The organism is Tateyamaria sp. Alg231-49 (genome assembly GCF_900143535.1).
Taxonomy (GTDB): domain Bacteria; phylum Pseudomonadota; class Alphaproteobacteria; order Rhodobacterales; family Rhodobacteraceae; genus Tateyamaria.
Window position 1 is genome coordinate 1 of record NZ_FRFA01000006.1, and the last position, 24,090, is coordinate 24,090.

The 24,090-nt window shown below is 57.9% G+C and carries 19 protein-coding genes and 1 tRNA gene; 10 read left to right on the forward strand and 10 right to left on the reverse strand.

The window, feature by feature from the left end:
* Window positions 1-300 precede the first annotated feature (300 nt).
* From DHN60_RS10645 to DHN60_RS10655, 3 genes are all read right to left on the reverse strand, one after another.
* A complete protein-coding gene (locus DHN60_RS10645; RefSeq protein ID WP_159089178.1) occupies window positions 301-762 on the reverse strand; it encodes a hypothetical protein in 462 nt (153 codons plus the stop codon).
* A 495-nt stretch (window positions 763-1,257) separates the two neighbouring features.
* Window positions 1,258-1,491, reverse strand: coding sequence for a hypothetical protein (locus tag DHN60_RS10650; protein ID WP_108837526.1), 234 nt, complete (start codon window positions 1,489-1,491; stop codon window positions 1,258-1,260).
* A 40-nt stretch (window positions 1,492-1,531) separates the two neighbouring features.
* Window positions 1,532-2,635, reverse strand: a complete 1,104-nt coding sequence (locus tag DHN60_RS10655) for a pyridoxal phosphate-dependent aminotransferase (protein ID WP_108837302.1) — start codon at window positions 2,633-2,635, stop codon at window positions 1,532-1,534.
* A 125-nt stretch (window positions 2,636-2,760) separates the two neighbouring features.
* Here DHN60_RS10655 and DHN60_RS10660 point away from each other — a divergent pair, with 125 nt between their 5' ends.
* Window positions 2,761-3,558: a crotonase/enoyl-CoA hydratase family protein gene (locus tag DHN60_RS10660; RefSeq protein ID WP_108837303.1), complete on the forward strand. Its 798-nt coding sequence runs from the start codon at window positions 2,761-2,763 to the stop codon at window positions 3,556-3,558.
* Between the two features lie 133 nt (window positions 3,559-3,691).
* Here the strand turns inward: DHN60_RS10660 and DHN60_RS10665 are convergent, their stop codons facing one another.
* Window positions 3,692-6,739, reverse strand: coding sequence for a valine--tRNA ligase (locus tag DHN60_RS10665; RefSeq protein WP_108837304.1), 3,048 nt, complete (start codon window positions 6,737-6,739; stop codon window positions 3,692-3,694).
* A 101-nt stretch (window positions 6,740-6,840) separates the two neighbouring features.
* Between DHN60_RS10665 and DHN60_RS10670 the strand changes: the two genes are divergently transcribed.
* From DHN60_RS10670 to DHN60_RS10680, 3 genes are all read left to right on the forward strand, one after another.
* Window positions 6,841-7,599, forward strand: a complete 759-nt coding sequence (locus tag DHN60_RS10670; RefSeq protein WP_108837305.1) for a DUF3592 domain-containing protein — start codon at window positions 6,841-6,843, stop codon at window positions 7,597-7,599.
* A gap of 81 nt (window positions 7,600-7,680) precedes the next feature.
* Window positions 7,681-9,978 carry a xanthine dehydrogenase family protein molybdopterin-binding subunit gene (locus tag DHN60_RS10675; protein WP_108837306.1) on the forward strand — a complete coding sequence of 766 codons (2,298 nt, stop codon included), beginning with the start codon at window positions 7,681-7,683 and terminating at the stop codon, window positions 9,976-9,978.
* Entirely contained in the window at window positions 9,956-11,047 is a 1,092-nt protein-coding gene (locus DHN60_RS10680; RefSeq protein WP_108837307.1) for a DUF2235 domain-containing protein, read from the forward strand. Before DHN60_RS10675 ends, DHN60_RS10680 begins: the two co-directional genes overlap by 23 nt.
* A 43-nt stretch (window positions 11,048-11,090) precedes the next feature.
* On the opposite strand, the gene DHN60_RS10685 is transcribed toward DHN60_RS10680, so the two are convergent.
* Both DHN60_RS10685 and metF read right to left on the reverse strand, forming a co-directional pair.
* On the reverse strand, window positions 11,091-11,570 hold the full coding sequence (locus DHN60_RS10685) for a PaaI family thioesterase (RefSeq protein ID WP_108837308.1): 480 nt from the start codon (window positions 11,568-11,570) through the stop codon (window positions 11,091-11,093).
* Between the two features lie 134 nt (window positions 11,571-11,704).
* Window positions 11,705-12,562 carry a methylenetetrahydrofolate reductase [NAD(P)H] gene (gene metF / locus DHN60_RS10690; protein ID WP_108837309.1) on the reverse strand — a complete coding sequence of 286 codons (858 nt, stop codon included), beginning with the start codon at window positions 12,560-12,562 and terminating at the stop codon, window positions 11,705-11,707.
* 91 nt (window positions 12,563-12,653) lie between these two features.
* On the opposite strand from metF, the gene DHN60_RS10695 reads away from it, so the two are divergent.
* A complete protein-coding gene (locus tag DHN60_RS10695; protein WP_108837310.1) occupies window positions 12,654-13,559 on the forward strand; it encodes a LysR family transcriptional regulator in 906 nt (301 codons plus the stop codon).
* 2 nt (window positions 13,560-13,561) lie between these two features.
* Here the strand turns inward: DHN60_RS10695 and DHN60_RS10700 are convergent, their stop codons facing one another.
* Window positions 13,562-14,599 carry an NADP-dependent oxidoreductase gene (locus DHN60_RS10700; protein ID WP_108837311.1) on the reverse strand — a complete coding sequence of 346 codons (1,038 nt, stop codon included), beginning with the start codon at window positions 14,597-14,599 and terminating at the stop codon, window positions 13,562-13,564.
* A gap of 127 nt (window positions 14,600-14,726) precedes the next feature.
* Here DHN60_RS10700 and DHN60_RS10705 point away from each other — a divergent pair, with 127 nt between their 5' ends.
* A complete protein-coding gene (locus tag DHN60_RS10705; protein ID WP_108837527.1) occupies window positions 14,727-15,512 on the forward strand; it encodes an inositol monophosphatase family protein in 786 nt (261 codons plus the stop codon).
* Here the strand turns inward: DHN60_RS10705 and DHN60_RS10710 are convergent.
* The 3 genes from DHN60_RS10710 to putA all read right to left on the reverse strand — a co-directional run bounded on the left by DHN60_RS10710 (window position 15,509) and on the right by putA (window position 20,091).
* The gene (locus DHN60_RS10710; RefSeq protein WP_108837312.1) at window positions 15,509-15,871 is read right to left on the reverse strand and encodes a GFA family protein; all 363 of its coding nucleotides are present in this window, start codon (window positions 15,869-15,871) and stop codon (window positions 15,509-15,511) included. The two genes, DHN60_RS10705 and DHN60_RS10710, sit on opposite strands and share 4 nt — an antisense overlap.
* Complete coding sequence (locus tag DHN60_RS10715) at window positions 15,868-16,602, reverse strand: rhomboid family intramembrane serine protease (RefSeq protein ID WP_108837313.1); 735 nt, start codon at window positions 16,600-16,602, stop codon at window positions 15,868-15,870. Before DHN60_RS10715 ends, DHN60_RS10710 begins: the two co-directional genes overlap by 4 nt.
* Before the next feature lie 78 nt (window positions 16,603-16,680).
* Window positions 16,681-20,091: a bifunctional proline dehydrogenase/L-glutamate gamma-semialdehyde dehydrogenase PutA gene (gene putA, locus DHN60_RS10720; RefSeq protein WP_108837314.1), complete on the reverse strand. Its 3,411-nt coding sequence runs from the start codon at window positions 20,089-20,091 to the stop codon at window positions 16,681-16,683.
* Window positions 20,092-20,194: 103 nt separating this feature from the next.
* Here putA and DHN60_RS10725 point away from each other — a divergent pair, with 103 nt between their 5' ends.
* The 4 genes from DHN60_RS10725 to DHN60_RS10740 all read left to right on the forward strand — a co-directional run bounded on the left by DHN60_RS10725 (window position 20,195) and on the right by DHN60_RS10740 (window position 23,999).
* Window positions 20,195-20,674: an Lrp/AsnC family transcriptional regulator gene (locus DHN60_RS10725; protein ID WP_108837528.1), complete on the forward strand. Its 480-nt coding sequence runs from the start codon at window positions 20,195-20,197 to the stop codon at window positions 20,672-20,674.
* Window positions 20,675-20,725: 51 nt separating this feature from the next.
* The gene (locus DHN60_RS10730; protein WP_108837315.1) at window positions 20,726-21,280 is read left to right on the forward strand and encodes a tetratricopeptide repeat protein; all 555 of its coding nucleotides are present in this window, start codon (window positions 20,726-20,728) and stop codon (window positions 21,278-21,280) included.
* A 45-nt stretch (window positions 21,281-21,325) separates the two neighbouring features.
* Window positions 21,326-21,411, forward strand: a tRNA-Leu gene (locus tag DHN60_RS10735).
* A gap of 1,496 nt (window positions 21,412-22,907) precedes the next feature.
* Window positions 22,908-23,999: a hypothetical protein gene (locus DHN60_RS10740; RefSeq protein ID WP_159089179.1), complete on the forward strand. Its 1,092-nt coding sequence runs from the start codon at window positions 22,908-22,910 to the stop codon at window positions 23,997-23,999.
* Window positions 24,000-24,090 lie beyond the last annotated feature (91 nt).

The following is a 24,090-nucleotide window of genomic DNA, read 5'->3' on the forward strand; positions in this document are numbered from 1 at the left end:
GTCATCATCGTCATGTCCTATGCTTGTCATGCAAGCCCATGAAAAATCCAGCTTGCGTATCCGTTCAGGCCTCATGCGAAGACGGCGGCTGACCATACTCGAAAACGGTCCCTCACGACCAAGCCCAAAGCGATCCAGCCGCCACCACTGCCAGCCATAAATGGCTTGGCCGGCAGTGGCTCAATCTTTGCAGATCGATAAGGAAAGCATAAGACAAGCCCAAAACTGACGGTGATAACCAGATTGAGTGCTGTTCGAAAATTTTCGGATCTTAAGTCGGGGGCAAAAGCGAGTGTAGAATTATCTGGCTAGATCGATCGAATAGTAAAAGGTCGCACAGGTCCCCTCTTCAATAGCACCAGTCGGTATTTCAGTACCGGTGAACATTGCAATACCTAGATAATTTGACCCAGAAAGCTCCTCTTCCCAAGCCGCTAAATAGGTGACCGTCCCGGCACCGCAGGCTGTGTTCCCCCGCCGAAGGGACCCTGCGTCTCCCTTAACGCGAAATACTTGAGCCGCAGGTACGTCGCCGGAAATTCCCCAACTACCCGAAGCGGCTTGCTCAACAAGATTGAGCTCGAGAAACGCGCCTGTCTCAAAGACCATGCGCTTTGTGGACAAAATCACCGGCCCGGTAATCGCCAAGGCCGTTTCGCTGTAGGGGTTGAAGGCCTTACCGTCCTCTTCAAGCGGTTGCGAATTCGCGGAAATGCCTAAGATTCCAATCAAAATCGACGACATCAACACCAAACGGTACATATCTTTACTCCCGAAGCCCTCAAAGCAGATGATCCACCTCAACAGCATTGAAAGTTAGGGAATTCGAAGACAGAGGTCTACCTTCCAATCCGTATATTGGCCGTATTCGCTCGTTTTAATGATCGTGACGAAGGTCAAAACTGTCCCGCGTAGCAGACACTCATACGCCCTGCCTGTGATGCTCCGCAGCGAACGGCGGCTTCGCCCCGCAAATTGGTCATTGAAGAGCCAGGCAGCGTACATTTGCTTCCGGTCGTTTCATAGGTCCAGAGCCTAAATGATCTGGTAGGTTAAACGAAGCGGGGGCAGGGGTCTTGCTCTGGGCCCGATGCAGTCACCCGTGACCCTATTTCAACACCGATCTACGGTCAAAAAAGCAGCAAATCCGCTCAGAAAAAGTGGCGCCTCCCGTGGGGCAAGTCTGAACAATTGGTTAAGCCGCCTCTGTAACCCATTGAAAAGGTGTCACGCGCAGCCTGTCCCATCGTGGGACACCTAAATATGCTTGCCCCGCCGGATCGAAGCGGCCTGACGCGCCGCGGCCCAAACGCGCCCTCGTTCGATCAGATGGTTGACCCCAACCGCCAACAAGAGGGCGGCGATAAGCCCCCACAAGGCCCAGATCAAAACCAGCACCCATGTGATATTCACGCCGAACATGGCGATACAAGCCGTGGTATAATTCGGCGCGCGACCCACAGGTTTGTTGTTCATGACAGCCTCGGACATGATGCAGACATCTGAAGTTATAATGCCGCAACCCGCAGTGTCAGCCCTTTTGCGCATCCCTCACAGCATTGGGAAGGACGTCGGCAAGGATGTCGAGATCACGCTGGGTGCCACAACTAACGCGGATGCAGCGGTTCTGCGGGGCGACAAAGGGCATGCGAACAAACACGCCGCGCGCGATCAGCCCATCAAGAATTGCCTTGGCAAAAGCTCCGTCTCGCCCGCAATCAATCGCGACAAAGTTGGTGGCTGATGGCAGGGGAGTAAGCCCATTTTCCAATGCTATCTCGGCGATACGGTCGCGCGCTGCCGCCACTTGGCCACGCACCTGTTCAAGATATGCCTGATCTGCCAAAGCGGCGAGCGCGCCAGCTTGGGCCGCGCGGTTCATACCGAAATGGTTTCGCACCTTGTTAAACGCATCAATGAGGTCAGGCACGCCAATCGCATAGCCGACCCGCGCACCGGCCAAACCATAGACCTTGGAAAAGGTGCGCAGCCGGATCACTCGTGGATCATCTGGTGCAATGTCAGGGGCGGTGCCGTTTGGCGAACACTCAATATAAGCCTCATCCAAAACCAATATGCAGCCATGGGGCAGGTCATCCAGCGCACTCACCAGCGTTTCGCCCTTGTGCCACGTGCCCATTGGATTGTCCGGGTTCGCAAGATAAACCAATTTGGCCCCCGTCTCGCGCGCTTTGGCAAACAGCGCGCGCGGGTCCTCTTGATCGTTCGCATAAGGCACTTTGTGTAAAACGCCGCCATACCCCGCAACGTGGTAGTTGAAGGTCGGATAGGCTCCGTCGGATGTCACGACAGTGTCACCGGGTCCGACAAACAAACGCACGAGGTAGCCCAAGAGCCCGTCTATTCCTTCGCCAATCATGATATTGGCGGGCTTAACGTTCAGATGAGCGGCAAGGGCACCACGCAACTCAAAGCTTTCGGGGTCGCCGTAGTTCCACACATCCGTTGCAGCCATTGCCTCTGAAGCAAGGGGAGAGGGGCCAAAGTTGTTCTCATTGGCGCCAAGGCGCGCGAGAAAGGGCGTGCCAAGCTTTCGTTCTTGTGCCTCGGGGCCGACAAACGGCACGGTCGAAGGCAGGCTCGCGGCGAGGGCGGTCAGGCGTAGATCAGTCATGTACTGAGGGGTAGCGCGGGTGGGCGCCTGGGGCAAGGATGTGCAAAGGTCAGTGTGCCGCAAGGTTTTGCTGGAACACCGGCCGTTCTTAGGATTGGTTGATGCCAGCTGAAGAGGAATGACCGATGATTGACCCAACCCGCGTGAACGTGACGTATGAGAACCACATTGCCCACGTCCGACTGGTGCGCGGTGACAAGATGAACGCGGTTGACCAGGCCATGATCGACTCTCTGATTGCGGCGGGTCACGAGGTCGCCTCCAGCGCTGCGCGCGTGTGCGTCATTTCAGGTGAAGGCAAAGGGTTTTGTGCCGGGATCGACATTGCTGGACTTGGCGCGATGATCGACAAAGACCCTAACGATTTGCTGATGCCGCGGACCCATGGGGACGGGACAACCAACCAGTGGCAAGAGGTTGCCATGGTGTGGACCCGCGTGCCGGTGCCGGTGATCGCGGCCATCCACGGGGTCTGCTACGGCGCTGGGATGCAACTGGCGCTGGGCGCTGACATTCGCATTGCGGCGCCTGATGCCAAGCTGGCGGTGATGGAGATGAAATGGGGCATTGTGCCAGATATGGGGGGCATGGTCCTGCTGCCGCGTCTGGTGCGCAGCGACGTTTTGCGGCGCTTGACCTACACCGCAGAGCCTGTCGCGGCAGATCAGGCCGAAGCATGGGGCCTGATCACAGAAGTGGCCGACGACCCACTGGCGCACGCAATGGGCTTGGCGGAAAGTCTGACGCTCAAGTCACCCTCGGCGTTGCGCGCAGCCAAGGCGTTGATCGCTTATGCTGAAGCGCATGAACCCGACGACGTGCTGTTGGAAGAAAGCCGTGTGCAGTCGGAATTGATTGGCAAGCCAGACCAGATGGAGGTTGTCGCGGCGACATTTGCCAAACGTGCGCCTGTGTTCGATTGAACCGGCGCAGCAGCACAGCTGCGCACTACCGCGCAGTGCGCCAATGCTCGGCAGAGGTGATCTGGCGAACTGTGTGGGGGCTCTGCCCCCGGCGCTGTGCGCCTCCCCCGGGATTTTTTTAATCAGAGAAGGGTTAGCCGAGTTCTTTCAGGCGGTTCAGCGCCTCATTGAGCTTTGCTTCTTCTTCTTCGCGCAGAGCAAGGTTTGCTTTCGTTTCCTCGACCACTTCCGGTGGCGCACTGGCGGCGAATTTGGGGTTCTTGAGACGTCCGCGTAGACCGCCCAGTTCTTTGCCAAGCTTGCCAAGCGTCTTTTCGAGCCGCGCGATCTCTTCGCCCACGTCGATCACATCTGCGAGCGGTAGCCCGAAAGTGCCCCCTGAGACGGCCAATGCAACTGTGCCTTTGGGGAAGTCATCAACTTCGCTCAGGCTTTCGAGCCGTGCAAACCGTTTGATCAATGCCTCGTTGCGGGCGTAGGCCGCGCGGGCATCCTCTTGGAAACTCTTTACGACCAAGGGCACGTAAGCACCGGCGGGGACGTGCATTTGTGCACGCGCGGAGCGGATGGATTCGATCAGTCGGATCACCCAGTTGAGTTCTTTGTCCGCCGTCGGATCGACCAGATCAGTGGTGTAGGTAGGCCAGTCAGCATGGATCAGTGATTTAGGGCGCTCTTTCTTGCCCCACAACTCTTCGGTAATGAATGGCATGATGGGATGTAGCAGGATCAGACATTGATCGAGCGCCCAAGCGTAGGTCGCTTTGGTTTCTTCAATTTCCTCGGCCGTGCCTTCGTCAAAGATCGGCTTGGTAAATTCGAGGTACCAGTCACAGAATGTGTTCCAAGTGAAGGCGTAGAGGGCGTTTGCCGCGTCGTTGAAACGGTAGTCAGTGAGGGCTGTGTCCACGATCTCGCGGGTCTTGGCAATTTCACCTTTGATCCAACGATTCAGCGGGTGCTTTGTTTCGGGCACCGCGTCGGCGTGCGGCAGATCGAAAATGCCGCGCATATCGCCGTAGCTGGCCGCGTTCCACAGTTTGGTGCCAAAGTTCCGGTAACCAGCAATGCGCTGGGTGTCGAGTTTCAGGGCACCACCAAGCGAAGCCATTGCCGCATTGGTGAACCGCAACGCGTCGGCCCCGTATTCGTCAATCAGGTCAAGCGGGTCGATAACGTTGCCCGTGGATTTGGACATCTTCTTGCCCTTGGCGTCGCGGACCAGCCCGTGCAGGTAGACGGTGTCGAAAGGGATTTGATCCACGACGGCCAACTGCATCATCATCATCCGCGCCACCCAGAAAAACAGGATGTCCTGACCCGTGATCAGGTCGGAGGTGGGGAAGTATTTGGCAAGTTCGGGCGTGTCATCCGGCCAGCCGAGCGTGCCGATGGGCCAGAGGCCGGACGAGAACCACGTATCGAGCACGTCCGGGTCGCGCCAAAGACGTACAGGCTGACCATCGTCCTGATATTTTAGGCTGATGGACTCTTGTGGGTTCTGCGCCTCGGTATCCACAAGGAAGCCGCGCGCGCCAGAGCCGCCGTAATACTGACCTGCAAGGTCGAGCGCTTCTTCATGGCTTGCGGCGCAGAAATGGACAGGCTTGGTTGTGTCCCATTCGTCGGATTCCGTGCCGTCCTCGTTTTCGATATGGGTGACGCTGGGGCCATACCAAACTGGAATCTGATGGCCCCACCACAACTGCCGCGAGATGCACCAAGGTTCGATGTTCTCGAGCCAGTGGAAATAAGTCTTTTCCCCGGATTCTGGTATGATTTTGACGTCGCCGTTGCGCACGGCGTCGAGGGCAGGGCCAACGATCTTGTCCGTATCTACAAACCATTGGTCCGTCAGCAGAGGTTCGATCACCACTTTGGAGCGGTCGCCAAACGGTTGCATGATCGGTTTGTTCTCGACGTAAGGACGGGTTTCTGAGATTTCGTTCCCGTCCTCGTCCGTGGAGGCGACGGTTTCCATCACCGCCAACCCCTCGGCCGTGATATCTGCGACCACTCGCTTGCGCGCCTCGAACCGGTCCAGTCCGCGGTATTCGTCGGGAACCAGGTTCATGAGGGACACCATGATTTCGTCGAATTCCTGTTCACCGTTGGCGATGCTTTGCGCGACTGCTGCTTCTTCGGCGTATGGTTTGCCGTCTTTGCGCATGTTGGCGCGGGGGTCCATCAGGTTGTACATCGGGATGTTGCCGCGCTTGGCCACCTGGTAGTCGTTAAAGTCATGCGCGCCAGTGATCTTCACCGCGCCGCTCCCAAAATCGGGGTCGGGGTATTCGTCTGTGATGATCGGGATCAGGCGGCGGTGTTCTTTGGGCCCAACGGGAATTTCGCACAGTTTTCCAACGATTGGCGCGTAACGCTCGTCAGATGGATGAACCGCCACAGCCCCGTCGCCCAACATGGTTTCGGGCCGGGTTGTCGCGATTGAGATGTAGTCGCGGGTCTCTTCAAGTGTGACGTTTCCGTCCTCGTCTTTCTCGACGTAGGTGTAGGTGTCGCCTCCGGCGAGCGGGTATTTGAAGTGCCACATGTGGCCAGCAACTTCGATGTTCTCGACTTCGAGATCCGAGATCGCGGTTTCGAAATGTGGGTCCCAATTCACCAACCGCTTGCCGCGATAGATCAGGCCCTTGTTGAACATCTCGATGAACACTTTGATCACGGCGTCGTGGAAGTTGCCCTTGGCCACGTCCTCTGGTGCGCCTGGAGCGCCGGACATCGTAAAGGCCTCGCGGGACCAGTCGCAGGAGGCACCAAGCCGTTTGAGTTGGGATACAATTGTGCCGCCGCTTTCGGCCTTCCATTCCCAGACTTTCGCCGTGAAGGCTTCGCGCCCCAGTTCGGTGCGCGATGGTTCCTGATTTTCAGCAAGACGCCGTTCGACCACCATTTGCGTAGCGATCCCGGCGTGATCCGTGCCCGGTTGCCAAAGCGTGTCAAAGCCGCGCATCCGGTGCCAGCGCACCAGAATGTCCTGAAGCGTGTTGTTGAAGGCATGGCCCATATGCAAAACGCCAGTGACGTTGGGGGGCGGGATCATCACGCAGTAGCTGGCCGCATCCGTGCGCGCGTTCGCTCCGGCGGCGAAACAGTCCCGTGCTTCCCAGTCCGCATAGATACGTGCCTCAACTTCGGCCGCGTTGAATTTTTCCAGTGCCATGGCGTTTGGCCCCCTTTGTCTCTTGGCCCGTGAGATAGCCGCGTGTCTGACTGAAGGAAAGGGGGGTTTTGGGTGTGGTAGCCTTGGGCTAGCGTGCTGCCATGAGCGATCTCACAAATGGCCCCGCGCCGGGGTTCTGGCGCATGTTGCGGCGCACGGGCGGGCTGTTGCCCGTGTTTCTGGCTGTGTTCACGGTGATCTTTTCGCTGATCAGCATGAACGAAATGCGCAAAGGGTTGGCATTTGCCTCTCGCGGCGTTGAAACGACGGGCGAAGTGATTGATCGCCAACAGCAACGTGTCCGCCGCGATGATCGTTGGCAGATAGATTACTACCTGACCATGCGCTTTGAGGCGGTGGATGAGGTTGTGGAAGTCCGGCAAGAGGTTCGGCAATATGTCTACGATACCTCAGACATCGGATCGCTCAGAGATGTGCGCTACCTGCCAGAAGCGCCGCGCAGGGTAGAGTTCGAGATTGGGGAGACGATGAGGGATGGGCGCACCATGCGATGGGTGTCCCTTGCCATTGGGATCGCGACGCTGGGGGTGTTGTGGTGGAAAGGGAGCAAGGCGGTAGATGCCATCCGGGCCCGCAAGTTTGGCGCGGTTGAATACGTCACGGTGACCGGCCTGCGTGAGGTGAAACACAAAAACAGCACTGCCTATGCGCTTCAATGGGTGGACACAGAAGGGAATGCGGGCAGCAGCATGACCCGTGGAGCCCGTGCACCGTTTGAAGCCTATCCCGTCGGAACACAGGTCGAGGTGTTTCGGGGCGTCGCAGGGCGTATGTGGTGGGTTGGTGACGTTGGGCCTCGCGAGGTCGCTACAACCGTGCCGTCGGTCGGCAAACGCTAGTCGTATCTGGCTCTGGACTCGGGGGGCACATCCGCTAGGTTCGCAGCCAACTGATGCCGCAGATTTTGCAGGAGCGCCCCCATGGACAAGTTCGGAAAAAGCCAACCCGTCACCCGCCGTGAAGACATTCGGTTTTTGACCGGTGAGGGGCGGTATGTGGATGACATCGCCCCTGAGGGCGCCTTGCAGTGCTTTGTGTTCCGCTCGCCTGTTGCGCACGCAACGATCACCGACCTGGATGTGAGCGACGCCAAAGAGGCTGACGGTGTGCACGCGATCTACACGTTGGCTGATCTTGAGGCGGCTGGCATGAATGTGGGCATGGACGGGGCCACCATGAAAAATCGGGATGGCTCACAAGGGGCGGCCCCCGAACGTCCAATGCTGGCGCGCGATACAGTGCGATTTGTCGGCGAACCGATTGCCATGATCGTGGCTGACACGCTGGCACAGGCCCGCGATGCGGCAGAGATGATCATGCTGGATTACGACGATCTGCCCGCCAAGATGGACATGTCCGCCGGAGGCCAGACATTGCACGCCGAAGCGCCTGACAACGTCGCCTACGACTGGCACATGGGAGACAAAGACGCGACTGACGCTGCCTTTGACGCTGCGGCCCGCGTGGTCTCGCTGGATGTGGGCGACAACCGGATTATCGTCAATTCGATGGAGCCGCGCGGCTGTTACGCTGAAATGGAGGGGGATCGCCTGCATATCGCGATCAACGGGCAGGGCGTTTGGGGCCCTAAGGGGCAATTGGCCAAAGCGTTGGACGTGGAGGCCGAGATGATCCGTGTCACGAACCCGGATACGGGTGGCGGATTTGGCATGAAGGGGATGATGTACCCCGAATACTTCGTGTTGGCGCACGCTGCACGCGACCTCAAACGCCCGGTGCGCTGGATGTCCGAACGCACCGAGGCGATGCTGAGTGACAATGCGGGCCGCGATCTGACCTCGCTGACCGAACTGGCGTTTGATGCGAACAACAAGATCACCGCCTACCGCGTCAAGACCGAGGCCAACATGGGCGCCTACAACTCGCAGTTTGCACAAGCTATTCAAACGCAACTGTTTTCGCGGGTTTTGATGGGTGTCTACGACGTGCAGACCACCTACTTCCATTCGATTGGATACTATACCAACACCACACAAGTTGATGCCTATCGTGGGGCTGGGCGACCCGAAGCGATCTATATTCTCGAACGTGCCATGGATCGCGCCGCGCGTGAGTTGGGCGTCGACCCACTGGAATTGCGCCGCATCAACTTTATCAAACCCGAACAGTTTCCCTACGATACGACAACGGGCGAAACCTATGATGTGGGTGACTTTAACAAAGTGTTGACCCGGACCGAGACCGAGGCGGACATCCCCGGATTTGCAGCGCGCAGGGCAGCCGATGCAGAAAAGGGCCTGCTGCGTGGAATGGGGCTTTGTTACTATATCGAAAGTATTCTGGGCGACCCTGCGGAAACGACCAAAGTTGAATATACCGATGAAGGCCGCGTGAACATCTATGTGGGCACACAATCAAACGGGCAGGGACACGAAACTGTTTATACCCAGTTCCTGAGCGATCAGACCGGGATTCCGGTGGATATGATCGACGTGGTTCAGGGGGATTCTGATTTGATCAAGACAGGTGGCGGCACCGGCGGGTCACGTTCGGTCACGACACAGAACAACGCCACGCTGGCGACGGTCAGTGCAATGACCGAAGCCTTCACCGCCTTTCTGGCCGACGAAATGGGTGTGCCCGCGTCCGAGATCACGTTTGACGATGAACAGTTCCGCGCCGATGGGTCGAACATGACGCCCACAATGCTGGAGGTCGCCGACATGGCCCGCGAGAAAGGCCGGGACGACCTGCTGGTCCACGAACGCCGCGTCGCACTGGAGGCGCGCAGCTTCCCCAACGGCTGTCATGTTTCAGAAGTTGTGATCGATCCGGATACCGGCGTGACAACTTGTGACCGTTACACAGTCGTGGATGATTTTGGCAATCTTATCAATCCGATGCTGGCCGAAGGTCAGGTGCATGGCGGGGTGGTTCAAGGCCTTGGTCAGGCGCTGACAGAGCATGTGATCTTTGATGAAGATGGCCAACTGCTCACAGCAACGTTCATGGACTATGCCTTGCCCCGTGCCGACGACGTACCCATGATTGGGTTTACGTCAGAGCCGGTACCATCCACAGCCAACATCATGGGTATGAAGGGCTGCGGCGAGGCCGGAACTGTCGGCGCGTTGGCGGCAGTCTCCAACGCAGTTCAGGATGCGCTGTGGGAACGCGGCGTGCGGCAGGTGGATATGCCATTTACGCCGCTCAAGGTTTGGGAATTGCTGAAGGATGATGCAATCGCGGCTGAATAGGACCATTGCAAACTGGCTGAAAGGCCGGTTTGGCAGAGGTGCGGCCCAAGTAGATCCGCCCACACGCGGGCGAACAATCCATGTGATCATCATTGACGGTACTATGTCGTCTCTTGAGCCAGGAGACGAGACAAATGCCGGGCTGTTGGCCAACCTGCTTGGCGAGGTCGGTAACGAGGTTTCGCTCTACTACGAACCTGGGTTGCAGTGGTCCGAATGGCGGCGTGCCGGGGACGTGCTGTTTGGGCGGGGGATCAATCGCCAGATCAGACGCGCCTATGGCTATCTGGCCTCACGCTATCGGCCGGGAGACAAGATCTACCTGTTTGGCTATTCGCGCGGCGCTTATGCGGTGCGTTCGCTCGCTGGTATCATTGACCGCGTCGGGCTGTTGCGTAGCGATGCGGCGACCGTGCGCAATGTTCGTGACGTGTATCGCCACTACGAATGTACGCCAGATGGGGATGCAGCACGCACTTTTGCGCGCAACAATTGTCATGAATCGATTGAGATCGAGATGATTGGGGCGTGGGACACTGTGAAGTCACTGGGTCTGAACATGCCCTATTTGTGGCGGCTGAGCGCGCCGCGCCATGCCTTCCACAACCACGCGCTGGGCAAATCGGTAAAGCGTGGGTTCCATGCGCTAGCCCGCAATGAGACCCGCGTCGCCTATGCCCCGGTCATGTGGGACACATCAAAGGATTGGGACGGACATCTGGTGCAAATGTGGTTTCGCGGCACCCATGGTGATGTCGGTGGGCACCTGACCGGTTTCCACGTGGCGCGTCCGCTCTCCAATATTCCGTTCGTGTGGATGCTGGAGCAGGCAGAAAGCTGTGATTTGCCGCTGCCGCAAGGGTGGTCCGAGGGGATTGTGCAGGATGCCAGTGCGCCTTCCACGGGAACATTTCGTGGGTTTGGCCGCTGGTTCATCACGCGTAGGCCACGCAAGGTCGGGCTTGATCCGTCGGAACGCGTGCACCCTTCGGTCGCGCAATCACCAGAACCCCAAAGCTGGTCGGATTGGATGTCAAAGCGGCGGAACCGAGGGGCGGACGCTCTTTGAACACTGCCTGCGGCGTGTTTAAACACGCCCGGCCCACCGTCCCTTATTTGAGCTTCATAATGATGCAGGTTGTGGATCCTGTGGCATAGAGCTTGCCATCCTCGACCCCGCGGATTTCGCCCTTCGCCACACCCGTGGAGCGTCCCGAATGATCGATTGTCCCGATGCAGTCTATTGTCATCCCCAAAGGGATCCCGCGCGTGATGTTGATCTTGTATTCCAGGGTTGTATAGACCGACCCTGCGGGCACTTTGGTCATCACGGCGCAGGCCATCGCACTGTCCAAAAGCGTTCCATACCATCCCCCGTGAACCGTACCCATCGGGTTGGTCACATTGAATTCCGGAGTGCCGCGAAAGGTAACTCTGCCGTCCGAGACGGTATGCAGCCTATAGCCCATCGTGTTTGCAATCGGAGGGCCGGGCAGGGTGCCATTCAGAATTCCTGTCATGAAATCCAAGCCAGACATGGACAGCAATTCATCCTGGTTCAGCAGGTCGGATGGCGAGGTGGCAATGGGCATTGGGTTCTCCGGCAGGGATCATTGCCGCGAACGTATGTCAATTAGACTGACTGGTCTAGTGCAGGGCCGCTGAAAGCGGTAGCAGCCTCTGCCTTATGCCCATCACGCGATGTGTCTGCCGAAATTTGGTTAGATCAGGCCACGTTGCGAATGCTGGCCGCCGGTACAAGACCCAACGCACGGCAAACCTGAAGTGTCAGATCGGGGCGGTTGAGCGTGTAGAAATGGAGCGCGTCGACCCCTTGGCTGATCAGGTTGTCGCACAAGTCAGCACAATGGGTCAGAGCAAACAGATCGGCGCGATCATCTCGGGTGGCCCGATCGAACGAAGTGGCGATATCCGCAGGGACGGGTGTACCGCACCGTTTTGCAAAGGACTTGGCGTTGGCCCAGTTGCTGATCGGCAGGATGCCGGGCGTGATGGGGGCGGTGATCCCGGCATCCGCACAGGCATCGCGAAAGCGCAGGAACGTGTCTGCTTCGAAAAAGAACTGCGTGATCGCCTCGTGTGCGCCCGCGTCGATCTTTGCTTTCAGCCAGTCGATGTTTTGCGCCATGGACGCCGCGTCCGGGTGACTGTCGGGGTAGGCGCCGACACGAATCTTGAAACCACCGACTTTGCCAAGCGCTTCGATCAACTCAACGCTGTTTTCAAACCCGTCTTCATGGGGAACAAATTTACCGCCGTTGGCCGCATCTCCACGCAAAGCAACGATATCGTTGATGCCAGAGGCCTTGTAGCGTTCTGCGACGCGCAGCACTTCGGCGCGGCTTTGATCCGTGCAAGTGAGGTGGGCCGCCACATTCAGTCCAGATGTTTTGCGTAAAGTTTGTGCAGCTTCCTGCGTGAGTTCACGGGTCGAGCCACCCGCGCCGTAGGTCACAGAAACAAAACGCGGGGAAAGCGGCGTTAGCGATTTGACTGTCTCCCACAAATGAAAGGACGCATTGAGCGATTTGGGTGGAAAGGTCTCAAAGGACAGGGCGGTCATTGGATTAGCCTCCTCGGCGGGTTGCGTCCAGTATGACCAGAGCGGTATGATGAAGCAAATTCATAACTCTCATCATTAACATGAGGTACGTATGCATATCGAGTTCCGCCATCTGCGCACAATCAAGGCCATTCACGAGGCCGGTGGGCTGGCGCGTGCGGCGGATCAGTTGCACATCACGCAGTCTGCATTGAGCCATCAGGTCAAAGGGCTTGAGGATCAGGCAGGGGTGGAACTGTTTGTGCGCCGCTCCAAACCGCTGAAGCTTTCGGCGGCGGGCATGCGTCTTTTACGCCTTGCCGAACAGGTGTTGCCGCAGGTCGAGGCGTTGCAGGCTGAGTTTACATCCTTGCGCGATGGCTCCTCCGGGCGTTTGCACATCGCGATTGAGTGCCACGCATGTTTCGAGTGGTTGTTTCCGGTGCTTGAGCAATTTCGCCGCACATGGCCGGATGTAGATGTGGACATCCGTCCCGGTCTGGCCTTTGACGCGCTTCCGGCGCTGATGAAGGAAGAGGTGGATCTGGTTGTGTCCTCTGACCCTGAGGATCTTCCGGGGGTGGAGTTTGTAGAACTGTTTGATTACGCACCAGTTTTTGTGGCGGCCTCGACGCATCCTCTCGCGAAAAAGGCGTTCATTGACGCTGAGGATTTCCGCGAGCAGACGTTGATCACTTATCCGGTCGAACGCACCCGTCTGGATGTGTTCAGTCAGTTGCTGATCCCGGCCAAGGTGGAACCCGCGGCGGTGCGCCAAGCTGAGTTGACGGCCGTCATCCTGTTGCTTGTCGCTTCAAACCGCGGTGTGTCCGTGCTGCCCGACTGGGTGGTGCGCGAGGTGAAGTATTCGAACGATTATGTCACCCGTCCTTTGACCAAGTCAGGGTTGACCCGACGCCTTTATGCGGCCGTTCGGTCCGAGGAGCGTGACAAGCCTTACATGCAAAAACTGATCGAATTGGCCCGGATCGAGGCGCGCAAGCTTCAAAACGTGTGACGTCAGACGAGTTTGACGATCAGTTTGCCAAGGTTTTTGCCTTCCAGCAGGCCGATGAACGCGTCCGGTGCGTTTTCCAGCCCTTCTGTGATATCTTCGATGTACTTGATCTGGCCATTCAGCACCTTTGGCGCAACGTCCTGAATGAACTCGGGCAGGCGGTGGAAAAAGTCTGAGATAATAAAGCCTTGCACGCTGAGGTGGTTCACGAGGATTCCACGCCAGAGAGCGGGCACAGTCATTGTCGCTTCTGCTCCCGCGCCAAGGCCGCCCGCGTTGTACCATGATATCATTCCGCAGACCGGCACGCGGCCATAGGCGTTCATCAAGGGCATCACGGCCTCAAGCACTTTGCCCCCTACATTTTCAAAGTAGATATCGACGCCATTGGGGCAGGCGTCGCTGAGCGCTGCGCGCAAGGATTTAGCATCCGGATAGGCGCGGTGGTCAAGGCAGGCGTCAAAGCCAAAGGTGTCTGTGGCAAGTGCGCATTTATCTGCGCCGCCTGCGATGCCAACGGCGCGCAGGCCTAGTGACTTGGCAAGTTGCCCGACCATAGACCCGACAGGTCCGGTGGCGGCGGCCACGACCAATGTCTCGCCTGCCTTGGGCCGTCCGTATTCCATCAAACCGTGCCAGCCGGTAAAACCCGGCATGCCCAAAACCCCAAGCGTCGCGGTCAGGGGCGCTACGTTTGGGTCCAACTTGCGCAGGGCCTTGGCGGGTTGCACGGCGTGGCTTGCCCAGCCGAACATGCCAAGGGCGAAGTCGCCGGCGCTCCAGCCTTCCGCATTGCTGGCGATCACCTCGCCAACGCCACCTGCGCCCATTGTTTCACCGATTTGAGTGGCCGCGGTGTAAGATTTGCCCGCATCCATGCGACCGCGCATGTAAGGGTCGAGTGACATGTAGTGGACGCGCACAACGACTTCGCCGGGGCCCGGATCAGGAATGGGGGCAGTTTCAAAAGCGAAATTGTCGAGTGTCGGCGCACCAGTCGGGCGGCTGGCCAGCGTGATGTACTGCATCTGGTCCGTCATCTTTGTCTCATTCCTTGTGGTTGAAGGCGTGAACCCGAACGTGCAGGGTCGCGTGCCCCTTGGCAAGGTAGCACATGCGGCGTATAGCGCAGCCTTTGATCCCATCATCCCGTTTCGGAGCACCCCAATGGCCGCCAGCGCAAACCTGAACATCATGATCAAAGCCGCGCGCAAAGCGGGTCGGTCACTGGCCAAGGACTTTCGCGAGGTCGAGAACCTGCAAGTGTCGATGAAGGGGGCCGGTGATTTCGTCTCCAAGGCCGATCTGGCGGCCGAAGCGATCATCAAGGAAGAATTGCGCACGGCTCGACCCACCTATGGCTGGTTGGCCGAAGAAGGCGGTGAAGAGCCGGGCGAAGACCCCACCCGCCGCTGGATCGTGGATCCGCTGGATGGCACCACGAACTTTTTGCACGGGCTGCCCCACTGGGCTGTGTCTATTGCGCTTGAACACAAAGGACAGGTTGTGGCCGGGGTCGTGTATGATCCGGCCAAGGACGAACTGTTCTTTGCTGAAAAAGGGCAGGGCGCTTTCATGAACGACACCCGTTTGCGGGTGTCCGGACGTTCCAAGATGATCGAGGGGCTGTTTTCGACCGGCTTGCCGTTTGGGGGCCGCTCTGATCTCCCGGAAACCCTGCAGGAACTGGCCCGCCTGATGCCGGTTTGCTCCGGCGTTCGCCGGTTTGGCGCCGCTGCGCTCGACTTGGCCTATGTGGCCGCAGGTCGTTATGATGGGTATTGGGAACGTCGTCTGAATGCTTGGGACATTGCCGCAGGTCTGCTGATCGTGAAAGAAGCGGGCGCGTTTGCCGAGCCGTTGACACCCGGCAACGACATTCTGGAAGATGGCGAGATCATTTGCGCCAACGAGCCGATGTTTCCACAACTCGCAAAGATCATTCGCGCCTAGGGTTTGCCATCTGACGGGTGATTGATCCCGTCTGTCCACGGGATCGGTTCGTGTTCCGCAGGATTCACGCCCTCAAGCGTGCCCATGTTTACCCCGATGTGGTCAGGGTTGGCCCGCTGGTTGTGGTACATGTAAATGCCGCAGATTTTGCAAAAGTGATGCCGCGCCGTTTGCGTGCCCCATTGATATAACGTCAGCGTGTCCGTGCCTTGCACAACGCGAACATCGCCCTTCCGGGCGACAACAGCCGGTGCTGCACGACGGCGGCAGAACGAGCAGGTGCAGCGTCCGGCGGTCTCCAGCCCGTCGAGCAACGTCACCTCAAGGACGACGGCGCCGCAATGACAGGACGCTTTCATCGGCGTACCTTTGGGATGCGGGAGGATGCGTAAACCGCCTCAGGATGGGGCGGATGTCCATGGGTACGCCGCCAGAACCCGACCCCGCCGCGTCTGAGCCACAGGGGCAGTGTCAGCACCAGCCCGGCCACAAATCCACCTGCATGTGCCCAGTAAGCGACCCCGCCCGCCGACACGTCAGTGCCGATGCCGCCCACGAATTGCATTCCGAACCACACCGCCAGCATGATCCATGCGGGGATCGGAAAGATGCGGATGAAGATGATAAGGATCAGCAATATGTCCACGCGCGCCTTGGGAAAGAGCAACAGGTAGCTGCCCATAACCCCTGCGATGGCTCCTGAGGCGCCAACGGTTGGAATGTCCGATCCGGGGGCGGAGATCACCTGTATCAAACCCGCCGCGATCCCGGCGATGAGATAGAAGATGAGGAAGGGGATATGTCCCATCTCATCTTCGATATTGTCCCCGAAAATCCACAAAAACAGCATGTTACCGATCAAGTGCATCCACCCACCATGCAGGAACATGGAACTGATCAGGGTGCCGAATCTATCACCAGCGCTGATCTGTTTAGGGATTGCTCCGTACCCATCGAAGAACACCTCCAGCGCCAACGGATTGTTTAAAAGGGCCACATAGCTGAGAAAGATGCCAATATTGGCAGCCATCAGCATGTAGGTCACATATGGAATACGCCCCGACGGGTTATGATCACGGATTGGAAACATCCGCACACAGTTGGTCGGGGCGCGCAGCGCGTCAAGGGCAGAGACGGAGCCCTTGACGGTTTCCTTGCCCTTTTTCAGTCAGCTCGCAGCGCCCAGGAGGGCAGTATTACCGCCTGAGGCGGTGACATCAACGCAGACGTGCCGTTCAACGGTGGCGTGGGCGCGATCAGGCATCCCTGCGATCAGCGGTATGATCGGACCCGGGCGCGCCGCAAGATCGCATTCGAGCGCTCGCGCGGTTGCCACGTCTCCCCACCAAATCACGCCACCATAAGCGGGGCCCGATGTCAGCGCTCCGTCTGGAATGGCACCGCTCGCTTGAACGGGGGCGCCGCCCAGGGACGCGACGGCATCTGCTTGCGCGGCCGCAGTTTCTACACCTGGACCGGCGCACAGGATTGCGGGGCGGCTTGCGTGGCTCAGCACATTTGACTCGCCCGTAGGGCCGGGCAGAGGGGTGCTGTTCAGAGGTTCGTTGGGCTGATTTGTAAGAACGGGTAACGGGGCCTCCGCGTCCCATGATCCCGCCCCAGGCGCAGGCTGCGTGCGCCGGAAGCGCAATAGGTAGTCAGGTCCGCCCGCCTTTGGGCCCGTGCCTGAAAGCCCAACACCGCCAAAGGGTTGGGAGCCTACGATCGCACCAATCTGGTTGCGATTGACGTAGACATTTCCCGCCTTAATCCGGTCCGAAACATGCTGCACACGGTCATCGATCCGACTGTGTAGTCCAAAGGTCAGCCCATATCCGCTGGCATTGATGTCGTCGATCACTGCGTCCAGTTCGCTAGCCTCAAAGGTCGCCAGATGCAGGACAGGGCCAAAGACTTCACGCTCCAGATCCGCGATCCCATGAACCTTGATCAGGGCAGGGGCGACAAATGTGCCTGAGGTGGGCGTTTTGAGGCGATGTAGCAGGCGCCCCTCTTGCGTGGCGGTCGCGATATGGGCCTCAATCCCTGCACGTGCCACCTCATCAATGACCGGTCCAACATCTGTTGCAAGGGTCCATGGGTTGCCCACGTTCAGCGCCTCCATTGCGCCAATCAGCATTTCGGTGAAGGCAGGGGCAATGTCGGCCTGAACATAGAGACAGCGCAGGGCCGAACAGCGTTGCCCGGCCGATTGGAACGCGCTTTCGATCACGCTGCGTACTGCCTGTTCGGGCAGGGCAGTGCTGTCCACGATCATGGCGTTCAACCCACCTGTTTCAGCAATCAGTGGTGTGCCAGGGGCCGCGTGTTCAGCGAGGCTCGCCCTGATGCGCAAAGCTGTTTCGGTTGACCCGGTAAAGGCGACACCGCTCGCACCTCCATGTGCCGTGAGGGCCCCACCCAGCTCTCCATCTCCCGGCAGCAGTTGCAGGGCTGAGACCGGAACGCCCGCCTGATGCATCAGAGAAACGCCCAGGTGCGCGATCAGTGGGGTTTGCTCAGCGGGCTTGGCCAGAACAGCGTTCCCTGCGGCAAGAGCCGCAGCGATCTGGCCCGTGAAGATCGCCAATGGGAAATTCCACGGCGAAATACAAACGAACGTGCCAGCTGGGGCCTCGCGATTGGCTTGGGTCGCGTAATAGCGCAAGAAATCCACCGCTTCGCGCAATTCAGCGACGGCATCCATCAGTGTCTTGCCGGCCTCGCGTGCCAGAAGTGCAAATATCTCGCCGAACCGTTCTTCGTAGAGATCAGCGGCTGCGTTCAGGATGCGCGCCCGCTCGGGTGCTGTGGCCGCCCATGGTGTTGCATCCTGAAAGGCGCGGGCCGCCATGTCTGGGGTTGCAACGGTGACGCTGCCGACGGTGTCATCCGAGTCGGCCGGGTTTACAACAGCCCGCGACGTGCCGTCCGCTGACATGACTGTGAGTGGCATAGCCTTCCAATGATGCGTTGCATGTCCATCTCGGGCCGCATTGATCTGTGCCAGGGTTTCCACATTCGTGATGTCAAAACCGCGCGAGTTGGGCCGCTCTGGCAAGAACAGGGCTGGTCCGTCAGGTATTGTCACGACGCTGTCGCTTAGCGCGTCAAAGGGATCGGCGGCCACGACCTCGGGCAGAACACTGTCGTCGACGATCTGGTTCACAAAGCTGGAGTTGGCGCCGTTTTCCAAAAGCCTGCGTACGAGATAAGCAAGCAGGTCGCGATGCGCGCCGACCGGTGCGTAAATACGGCAGCGCGTGCCACGCCCGCGCAACACGATGTTATGCAGAGCCTCGCCCATTCCGTGGAGGCGTTGGAATTCATAAGGCTGGTCGCCAGCCATATGCAGGATTGCCGCAACGGTGTGGGCGTTATGGGTCGCAAATTGCGGGTAAATGCGGTCGGTCATGCCCAGCAAGCTGCGCGCATTCGCGATGTAGGAGACGTCCGTCGCAGCCTTGCGCGTGAAGACGGGAAACCCTTCGACCCCTTCGACCTGGGCCCGCTTGATCTCGGTATCCCAATAGGCGCCTTTGACCAGCCGCACCATGATCCGGCGGTCATGCCGTTGTGCCATGTGATGGAGCGTATCGATCACCGTGCCTGCACGTGGTCCATAGGCTTGAACAACGATCCCGAACCCGTCCCAGCCCGCCAAGGCATCGTCCCCGAGCACTGCATCGATCACTTCGAGGCTAAGCGAGAGGCGGTCTGCTTCCTCCGCATCCACGTTGAGGCCCATGCCAGCGGATTTCGCCAGCAACGCAAGGGAACGCAAACGCGGGACCAGATCGCGCAGAACGGCCTCTTCCTGTGCGCGTTCATAGCGCGGATGCAGGGCCGACAGTTTCACCGAAATCCCAGGGTTTTCGCGGATGTCGTCGCGAATACAGGCCCGCGCAATCGCCGAAATCGCGCGCGAGTACGACAAGTGATAACGCCGCGCATCCGCTTCGGTCAGCGCGGCCTCTCCCAGCATGTCGTAGGAATAGGTGAACCCTTTGGCCTCCATCCCTGCCGCGCGGTCCATGGCGGCATCGATGTCTTCGCCCAACACAAACTGGCGGCCCATTTCCTTCATGGCGCGAGAGACGGCGGCGCGGATCACCGGTTCCCCCATGCGTTTGATTGCGCCGCGCAAGTGGCCGATCGGACCGGGTTGGTCATCATCCAGTACGCGCCCGGTCAACATCAATGCCCATGTGGAGGCGTTGACCAGCGATGACGTCGAATGGCCCAGGTGTTTGCCCCAATTGCTGGGCGCGATCTTGTCTTCGATCAATGCATCGATTGTGTCCGCATCCGGGACGCGCAACAGGGCTTCGGCCAGACACATGAGCGCGATCCCTTCGTCGGTGGACAGGCCATATTCGGCAAGGAATACCTCCATCAAACCCGGTGCTGCCTGTGTTCTGATGGCCGTCACCAACTGTGCGGCGTCATTGCAAATCGCTGTTCGGTCGTCGGGCGATAGATTGGCAGTCTGGATCAACTCACTCAGCACAGGCTCTGGCGCGCCATACATGCCAATGTCGATGGTGCGTGCCAAATCCAGTTGTGCGTCATGTGCCATGTGTTTGTCCTTTCCCATTTTGATCAGTATATCGGTGTTTGAGTGGGCAGTTTTGTTGAATTTTGGGATAATGGCAGATCATATGCGTGAAAATTCTAGATCAATGCAAGAAAAGAGACTGTCAGGACTCGACTCATTTGACCAATCGATTCTCGTCGCTTTGGCCGAAGATGGTCGGATGAGCATCACCGATCTTGCGGCGCGCATTGGTTTGTCCAAATCCCCGACGCAAGCCCGACTGAGGCGCCTTGAAAAGTCTGGGATCATTATGGGCTATCGCGCCTTGCTCGATCCTATCTCGCTTGGTCTGGATCACGTCGCTTTTGTCGAGGTGCGTCTGACGGACACGCGCGAAACCGCCTTGCGTGCGTTTAATGCTGCCGTGCAAAACGTACCCGAGATTGAGCAAGCCCACATGATCGCGGGCAATTTTGATTATCTTCTCAAGGTGCGCACCCGCGACATGGCGCAGTACCGCGCATTTTTGGGAGATGTCGTGTCAACCTTGCCCCATGTTGCTGCGACGTCGACCTTTGTTGCGATGGAGGCGGTCAAAGAAGTGATGTTGCCCGGAATTGATTGACCCAGGCATTGTAGAGTTGACCCATGCGACAAGTGCACCATCATATCGGTGATGAAACCGCTCTTGATCCTTGCCTTTGTGTCGGCGCCTGCATGGGCCGACACTTGCCCGCCATCGCCGGATAACACGGCTGCCTTGTCCGCGCTGATCGAAAAGATACGCGCGGCCCCAGACGAACGTGCGGCTCAGCCCATATCAGGACAGATGTGGCAGCTTTGGTTGATGGCGCCAGATGCAGCAGCACAAGAAGCGCTTGATCAGGGCATGCGGCAACGAAGCAGTTATGATTTTGCCGGTTCGGTCGCGTCATTTGACCGGTTGGTCGCGTACTGTCCCGAATACGCAGAAGGGTATAATCAACGCGCTTTTTCGTACTTTTTGACCGAGGATTTTGAAGCAGCATTGGTTGATCTGGATGCAGCACTGCGCCTGTCGCCCGATCACGTCGGAGCCCAATCCGGGCGTGCGCTCACCTTGATGAACCTGGGCCGCATTGAAGAAGCGCGGGCCCAGATGCTTGAGGCTGTTGAGAACAACCCATGGCTGTCAGAGCGCGCACTTTTGGCAAAAGGCGCCCCCCTTGGCCCGGTTGGAGAGGATATCTGAGCGCGGGCTTGAGGTGTGAGGCGTGATTGCCTAACAAGGCGATGTGCGGGCGTGATGGAATGGTAGACATACCAGACTTAAAATCTGGAGGGCGTATGCCCGTGTGGGTTCGAGTCCCACCGCCCGCACCACCAATTATTGAGGCAAAATAGTTGTTTCAGATGTTTGACTTGTAGGGGAAGTATTTTGTTCTCTCCACAAACTACATCTCAGTGGTGTGTGTGCAGCCATTGGGGTCGTTAGGCTTCAGCTTTTTATCCCAGAACTGCCCATGTAGAAGTTTGACCGCCCTTGCCGGGTTTTGGGGAAGACTGGGCCGCCGCGCGGCATCATGGGGCAAGGCTGACCTTTTGGGCGCTTAGATGCTCCGAGCCTGGATATGGCGGACGACCCGCGTCGATCTGGAAACATTTTGTTTCCGAATTCGGGAGCAGTTGAATTAGGCAAACATGTCGCATTTGGATTTCACCCACCGCTAGAAAACTGTCCACCCGAAAGGAAACAGTAGGGCCGCGAAATGGGGCGTTTAACATCTCTCCCAAGACCATTGTTCCGGTTCTCGAAACACGGCCGTCTATCAACTCGCCCTCTCAATCTCACTTTCGGCACAATGCCGCCTTTCCTTGGAAGAACCTGCCACACCGCGAACGTCATCGCTTGGTTAGTTAGGGTCAGTAACCAGTTGGTACAGTTGTCCAATTGTGGGGCGGCCATACCGTCTTAAAGTTGATGAGTGAGCGTCCGCTGAGGTTTTGTTTTTTGTTCTGACCTCGGCGGACAGCTTTTAGAGAATAGCTGTCAGGCAGAGCGTTGGAACATCGTGGAGAGAGTAAATGAGTAAGACCCGCTACCCTTCACAATCCACCAAAACGGCACGGCAAAACGCCATGCTTCCTGGCCGCAAAAACGTCAAAGGGGTTTTTTGACATGACGCAGGTTGTGATTTTGCTCATATTGGTTTGTTATTTTGCGCAACGCGAAATGCCCTGCCGCAGATTAAAGATTCACTTTAAGGGCGGCGAACAGTAATCTGAACTTGGGCTCTCAACACGTCAAAGCGTGAGGTGGATGCCGTTCAGAACTCCGCCCTCACTACTTGTCTCATGGCTTTCCGGTGCTTCAACAACAATAGCTGCAGCGTACATGCGTCCAATCGTGCTGTAGAGGGTACTTGGCCAAACACCTTGGCTTGATCAGGGGCGAAGTCGCGGATTGCGTTCTCGCAAAGTGCGCGAGGATAGTGGCGAAAAGGCCGAGGCAGAAAGCGTGGACCGCACATTTCACTGAGTTCTAGCAGATAGGCCATGCGCCACCGGACCCTCTGTTGTGTTCAGGTTATCGGCCCGTCTGTGTTCAGGTTATCGGCCCGTCGATCTGAGTGGTATTCTTTCTTAACTTGCAGACTTCCAAGGTCTTACCGGCTGATCGTCAGTTGCTATGAACTGACAATAGGATGCGGTTGCCGGCCCATTGCTTTGACATCAGATCTGCGTGGCGATTTTGGGCGAAAGCTCATTTTTGCCTTGCGTGTGGTCGGTTCTGTCGTTTGGATTTGACGGACATATTGTGCATAGTCGTCGCAAAGGTTTGCGGTCGGCAGCTTGGGATGATGGTGAAACAGTTGAAGATGATAGCAGCAGATGCGCGCCGCCCGACACCGTTGCGATGGTTTGTGACGCTGGTGACTGTGGCAGTACTGGTGGTTGTTGTGCCAGTTCATCAGGTGCGCGCCTGCGCCTTTGATATGGTCAAGCCAGAACGCACAGCGATCGACTGGGTCGTTGAGGCGGACCACCTCTTGCTTGCAAGACCCAAGCCCGAAAATCCCTTTGCCTATGGAATGGTGGAGGTTCTTTACGGTGATACAACTGAAATTGATATTCCTCATCTGGTTGATAGGACGGCCCGACACCGGCTGTCGGCGGCACCACAGGATGCTGTTTTGTTTGCCAGATTCGACGACGGCGATTGGCGCCGAGTTGCATATGTAGATGCCGAGTTTCGCCGCGTCCTGGACATCTCTTTGGCCCATCGTGACGAATGGCAAGCCGGGTTCCACGAAAGCCGATTGCGCCTGATCGACAGCCTACAGGATATCGACCACAGGACGCTGCGGTTTCTTTTGATCAGTGAGCTCGACAAAGTTCCATATGATCATTTGCGTACCCTCGACTTACGTATACCCGCAGGGCAATTGCTGTCCGAACTCTGGCAGCCAGCGAACTATCCGTTTCAAGCCATACATGTTCTGCTGCTTGGGCTATCAGATGATGCGGCTGCACGCGCAGAGATCTATAATTTCGTTGACCGGGCCAAGGACCAGATGTCGCCTACCAACTTGGGCGCGTTTTCCGCAGCCCTGATCGAATTGGAGGGCGCTGCGGCTGTTCAAAAGCTGTCAGAAGACATTCTTTTCGACCCAAATCAGCCGCTCGACAAAGTGGAACAGGTGGTTATGGCGCTGTCGGTTCAGCACGCGGTTACGGATGCGCAAACACAGCAAGCCATCGCAGACACCCTGTCCGATCTGGTTGAAAAAAGGCCAGAAACCGGCGCGTTGATTGCGCGGCAGTTCACGCTTAGGTCCGATTGGTCGCAAGCGATACTTCTTGAGCCGCTGATCAGGGAACGCAAGCTGACAACGATCAAAGACTTGGCAAGCGTAACCGCTTACGTCCTGCGGGCAAAACAGACCACAGCACAAAGCGAAGACGGATAGCCGGGCAGCTTGCCAGGGCCCGCTTTCAGCCATAGCAGGCCGGATCAGAACTGGCTTTCACCCCGGTTTTTAGGCCCGAAAAGCTTTGGGC